The organism is Pseudomonas sp. MD195_PC81_125 (genome assembly GCF_014060985.1).
GTDB lineage: Bacteria > Pseudomonadota > Gammaproteobacteria > Pseudomonadales > Pseudomonadaceae > Aquipseudomonas > Aquipseudomonas parakoreensis.
This window is the reverse complement of the sequence record NZ_JABULD010000205.1, coordinates 1-5112: the sequence shown is the minus strand read 5'-3', so window position 1 is coordinate 5112 and position 5112 is coordinate 1. Positions and strand designations below refer to the sequence as shown.

Annotated in this window: 4 protein-coding genes and 1 pseudogene; 3 read left to right on the top strand and 2 right to left on the bottom strand. The window is 62.3% G+C overall.

The window, feature by feature from the left end; translation table 11 throughout:
• Window positions 1-60 precede the first annotated feature (60 nt).
• Window positions 61-966, bottom strand: coding sequence for a LysR family transcriptional regulator (locus HT737_RS08785; RefSeq protein ID WP_218833145.1), 906 nt, complete (start codon window positions 964-966; stop codon window positions 61-63).
• A gap of 115 nt (window positions 967-1081) precedes the next feature.
• Between HT737_RS08785 and HT737_RS08780 the strand changes: the two genes are divergently transcribed.
• Window positions 1082-1960 carry an MBL fold metallo-hydrolase gene (locus HT737_RS08780; protein ID WP_047296138.1) on the top strand — a complete coding sequence of 293 codons (879 nt, stop codon included), beginning with the start codon at window positions 1082-1084 and terminating at the stop codon, window positions 1958-1960.
• A 219-nt stretch (window positions 1961-2179) separates the two neighbouring features.
• Entirely contained in the window at window positions 2180-2794 is a 615-nt protein-coding gene (locus HT737_RS08775; protein ID WP_182402244.1) for an NAD(P)-dependent oxidoreductase, read from the top strand.
• 132 nt (window positions 2795-2926) lie between these two features.
• Here the strand turns inward: HT737_RS08775 and HT737_RS08770 are convergent, their stop codons facing one another.
• Window positions 2927-3808, bottom strand: coding sequence for a LysR substrate-binding domain-containing protein (locus tag HT737_RS08770; RefSeq protein ID WP_041068447.1), 882 nt, complete (start codon window positions 3806-3808; stop codon window positions 2927-2929).
• A gap of 228 nt (window positions 3809-4036) precedes the next feature.
• Here HT737_RS08770 and HT737_RS31790 point away from each other — a divergent pair.
• Window positions 4037-5112: pseudogene (locus HT737_RS31790) on the top strand (5-guanidino-2-oxopentanoate decarboxylase); the annotation flags it as partial.

Sequence of the window (5112 nt, the reverse complement as noted above, 5' to 3'; positions counted from 1 at the left end):
CCTGCATTTGGAAAGCATTTCCTCTATAGGAGCTGCCGCAGGCTGCGATCTTTTGCTTTTCTACAACCCCACATCCCACTCTGGATGCTCGGGAAACCGTTGCACCAAAAAATCCAGCATGCTGCGCAGCGCCGCCGGCATGTGCTTGCGCGAGGCGTACACCGCGTAGATGTTCATCTGCCGTGGTTCGGCATCCGGCAGCAGACGCACCAGTTCTCCGGCATGCACATGCACCCCGGCCTGATAGGTCGGCAGCATCGCCACGCCCGCACCGGCCAGGGTCGCGCGCAACAGGGTGCTGGCTTCGTTGGCGCTGATGTTGCCTTGTACCGGCACCGACACCGGTTCGCCGTCCTCTTCGAAATGCCACAGGCTCTTGCCGAAATACGAATGCGTCAGGCAGTTGTGCCGGCTCAGGTCCTCGACCCGCTGCGGTGGCGGATTGTCGCGCAAGTAGGCGGGCGCGGCGCAGACCACCGAACGGCATACGGTCAGGCGGCGGGCGATCAGGTTCGGGTCCAGGTCATTGCTGGTGCGGATCGCCAGATCGATGCGTTCATCCACCAGATTCACCGTACGGTCGAGCATTTGCAGATCGATGCTGACCCCGGGGTAGCGCTTGACGTAAGCCGCCATCGCATCGGCCAGTTGTGCCTGGCCAAACGAGGTGCTGACACTGATGCGCAGCAGTCCGCGCGGCGCATCGTGGGGTTCGCTGACAGCGGCCTGCATATCGCTTGAGAGTTCGAGCATCTGTCGGCAGCGCGGCAGGATTTCGCTGCCGGCGGCGGTCAGGCTCAATTTGCGCGTGGTGCGGTGCATCAGACGCGCGCCGACCCAGTCTTCCAGCTCCGCCAGATAGCGCGAAACCACCGGCCGCGACAGCTCCAGATGATCGGCCGCCGCCGACTGGCTGCCCAGATCCACTACGGTGACAAACACGCGCATTGCTTGAAGACGATCCATGATTTGCCCGCTTTCAGAAACAAACTATGTTCAAGCATCGCAATTTTTTGTACCGAGTCAGGCAGCTAAGCTCTGTCCCATCGCCAAACACGGCATTCGGATCACGGAGCAACAGATGATCGGCTTCACCACCCTCAAGCGCGTTTTGCTGGCCACCGCCACCCTCGGTTTTGCGGCCCACGCCGCGGCCGCCAACCTGACCCTGGACGTTTACAACCCGGGCACCAACGCGATTTTTCCGGTGACCTCGGTGCTGGTCAGCGGCGAGAAAGACGCGATCCTGGTCGATGCGCAATTCGGCAAGGCCCAGGCCGAACAGGTGGTGGAAAAGATCCGCGCCAGCGGCAAACACCTGACCACCATTTACATCAGCCACGGTGACCCGGATTACTACTTCGGCCTCGACACCCTGACCCAGGCCTTCCCCGATGCCAAGGTGCTGGCGTCGCAGCCGACTGTGGATCACATCAATAAAACCGTCGCCGGCAAGCTCGCTTTCTGGGGCCCGAAAATGGGCGCCGACGTGCCGGCCAAAACCATCGTGCCGGGCGTGCTCAAGGGTGACAGCCTGATGCTCGAAGGGCAGAAACTGCAGGTGGTCGGCCTTGAAGGCAAACAACCGGATCGCAGCTTCGTGTGGATTCCGTCGCTCAAGGCTGTGGTCGGTGGCGTGGTAGTCGCCGAGAACATTCATGTCTGGATGGCCGATACCCAGACCGCGCAATCCCACGCCGACTGGCTGCAAACCCTGCACTCGATCGAAACCCTGAAGCCGAAAACCGTGGTGCCCGGTCACTATCTTGGCGAGAGCAGCCGCTCGCTGGCCAGCGTGAAATTCACCGCCGACTACATTAAGGCTTTCGACGAAGAAACCGCCAAGGCCAAGGATTCCGCCGCACTGATCAAGGCCATGCAAAAGCGCTACCCGACACTCGGCGAAGAAAGCTCGCTGGAGCTGAGCGCCAAAGTCGCCAAGGGCGAAATGCAGTGGTAAGCCGATTGATCTGAAACACAGGTCGAGAGGACTTTTGTGGCGAGGGAGCTTGCTCCCGCCCGCCTGCGCAGCAGGCGTAAAACCTGCCAATGCGTTGTAGCTGAAACAGGCGGGGATGCTCCGCCCTCCAGCGGGAGCAAGCTCCCTCGCCACAGGGAATACCGCTTCAAGATTAGATTTATGCCGTCGTTGAAACTCTCAAGCCAACTGGAGAATGTCATGAGCAAGATCGCAATCATTGGTGCCACCGGTCGTGCCGGTAGCCAACTGCTGGAAGAAGCCCTGCGTCGCAGCCATAGCGTCACCGCCATCGCCCGCGATACCTCGAAGATCGGCGCACGTGCCGGTGTGGTCAGCAAGAATGTCGATGTGCTGGATTCGGCGGCGCTGCAAGCCGCCGTCGCCGGCCACGACGTGGTGATCAGCGCCGCGCATTTCGCCACGGTACCGGCCAGTGCCGTGGTTGGCCCGGTGAAGCAGGCGGGCGTGAAACGTCTGCTGGTGGTCGGTGGTGCCGGTTCGCTGCTGCTGCCGGATGACACCCGAGTGATCGACAGCGCCGGTTTCCCGGCCGAGTACAAAGCCGAGGCCAGCGCCGGGGCAGCGTTTCTCGATGCCTTGCATCAGGAGAAGGAACTGGACTGGACCTTCCTCTCGCCATCGGCCGAGTTTGTCGAAGGTGAGCGCACCGGCAGCTTCCGCGTCGGCAAGGATCACTTGCTGGTGAGCGCCGAAGGTCGCAGCTGGATCACCTTCGCCGACTACGCGATTGCGTTGATTGACGAAGTGGAAACGCCGAAGCATTCACGTCAGCGGTTTACCGTCGGCTACTGACCTGCAAACGCCCTCTGTAGGAGCTGCCGCAGGCTCGGTCCGCGATCGGACGATCTTTTGATTCTTGTTTTTTTTAAATCAAAAGTCAAAAAGATCGCACCTGCGGCAGCTCCTACAGGGGAATGTGGTGGGTCAGCGGGTGTGCGCCTGCTCCACCAGCCAGATCATCAGTTCTTCCAGCTGCGGCGACGCCCCTGCACCCTGCGGCATCACCACGTAGTAACCCAGCCCCGTTTTCACCTTCAGCTCAAACGGCATCACCAGCCGCCCGGCGCGCAGGTCGTCGCCGATCAACGACCAGTCGCCAATCGCCACACCCGTCCCGTGGGACGCCATCGACATCGCCTGATCCAGCGTCTCGAAATGCTGGCCCGTGTTGACGTTGTTCAACTGCAATTCGGCCGCCGTCAGCCACACCGTCCAATCCTGCGTATCGCGGGTCGGATGCAATAGCAGATGCTGTTGCAGATCGGCCGGTTCGCTCAGCACCGGTGGGCCTTTCAATAACGCAGGCGAACAGACCGGCGTCAGTTGTTCATCAAACAGATGCAGCGCGGTCGATGAGTTGTCCGGCGGCGTGCCGTAGATCACCGCCGCATCAAACTGCTCGCGCTGAAAGTCGACACCGTGGGCCAGTGTGGTGGTCAGTTTGACCGGTACGTCCGGGCGTTCCTTTTGCCATTGCAACAGGCGCGGCACCAGCCAGCGCATCACGCAGCTGGGCGCCTTGAGTTGCAGGGTCTGACGCTTGCGCCCGATCTGCTCGGTGGCCTCGCTGATCAACCCGAAGATCTTTTCCACCCGCGGCAGCCATTCGCGCCCTTCGGCGGTCAGCTCCAGGCCTCGGGCCAGACGGATGAACAGCTCATACCCCAGATGATCTTCCAGCCCGGCGATCTGCCGGCTCACGGCGCCCTGGGTGATGTGCAACTGCTCGGCCGCCCGGGTGAAGTTGCAGCACTGCGCAGTGATCAGAAACGTGTGCAGGGCGGGCAGGGGAGGCAGTCGTTTCATGTGGATCCAAGGTATGACGTGAGGACATGGCTAGTATGACTTTTAATCGATTGTTGCCGCTACCTGCCGCCCGTTCAATGAGCTCATTCCACCCGGATCGATGTGGGAGCGAGCTTGCTCGCGAGTACGGTTTTCCATTCAGCATCAATGTGGCTGATACACCGCTTTCGCGAGCAAGCTCGCTCCCACACTGGCACGGCGTATTGAACAACAAGAAGGGCAATCGACATGGCGACGTGTGGCGAAGTACTGGTCAAGTTACTCGAGGATTACGGGGTCGAGCAGGTGTTCGGCATTCCCGGGGTGCACACCGTGGAGCTGTATCGCGGGCTGGCCCGTTCGAGCATCAACCATGTCACCCCACGGCATGAACAGGGCGCCGGTTTCATGGCCGACGGCTACGCGCGCACCAGCGGCAAACCGGGGGGTGTGCTTCATCATCACCGGCCCGGGCATGACCAACATCACCACCGCGATGGGCCAGGCTTACGCCGACTCGATCCCGATGCTGGTGATCTCCAGCGTGCAGACCCGCAGCCAGTTGGGCGGCGGTCGCGGCAAGCTCCACGAGTTGCCGAACCAGAGCGCGCTGGTCGGCGGCGTCGCGGCGTTCTCCCACACTTTGATGTCGGCGGCAGAATTGCCGGCCGTGCTGGCCCGTGCTTTCGCACTGTTTCAGGCCGGGCGTCCGCGTCCGGTGCACATCGAGATTCCGCTGGATGTTTTGGTAGAAGAGGCTGATGAGCTGCTCGCCAGCGTTCCGGTGCACATCGACCGCGCCGGGGCTGCACCGGCTGCCGTACGGCGCATGAGCGAGTTGCTGGCCGGCGCTCAGCGTCCGCTGATTCTCGCCGGTGGCGGGGCCATCGATGCCGCCGCCGAACTCACCGAACTGGCCGAGTTGCTCGACGCCCCGGTGGCGCTGACCATTAATGCCAAAGGCATGTTGCCGACCAGCCATCCGCTGCTGATCGGCTCGACGCAAAGCCTGGTCGCGACGCGCGCGCTGGTGGCCGATGCCGACGTGGTGCTGGCAATCGGCACCGAACTGGCCGAAACCGATTACGACGTGACCTTCGCCGGCGGCTTCGAGATTCCCGGCAAGTTGCTGCGCATCGACATCGACGCCGATCAGACCGTGCGCAACTATCCGCCGCACGTGGCCTTGGTCGCCGACTCGCGCAACGCTGCGCAAGCGCTGCTCGCTGCGCTGTCGCAGCAGGCGCTGGCCGAGCGGCGCAACGATTGGGGCCAGGTGCGGGCAGCGCGTCTGCGCGATGAGCTGGCCGCGACCTGGGATGCAC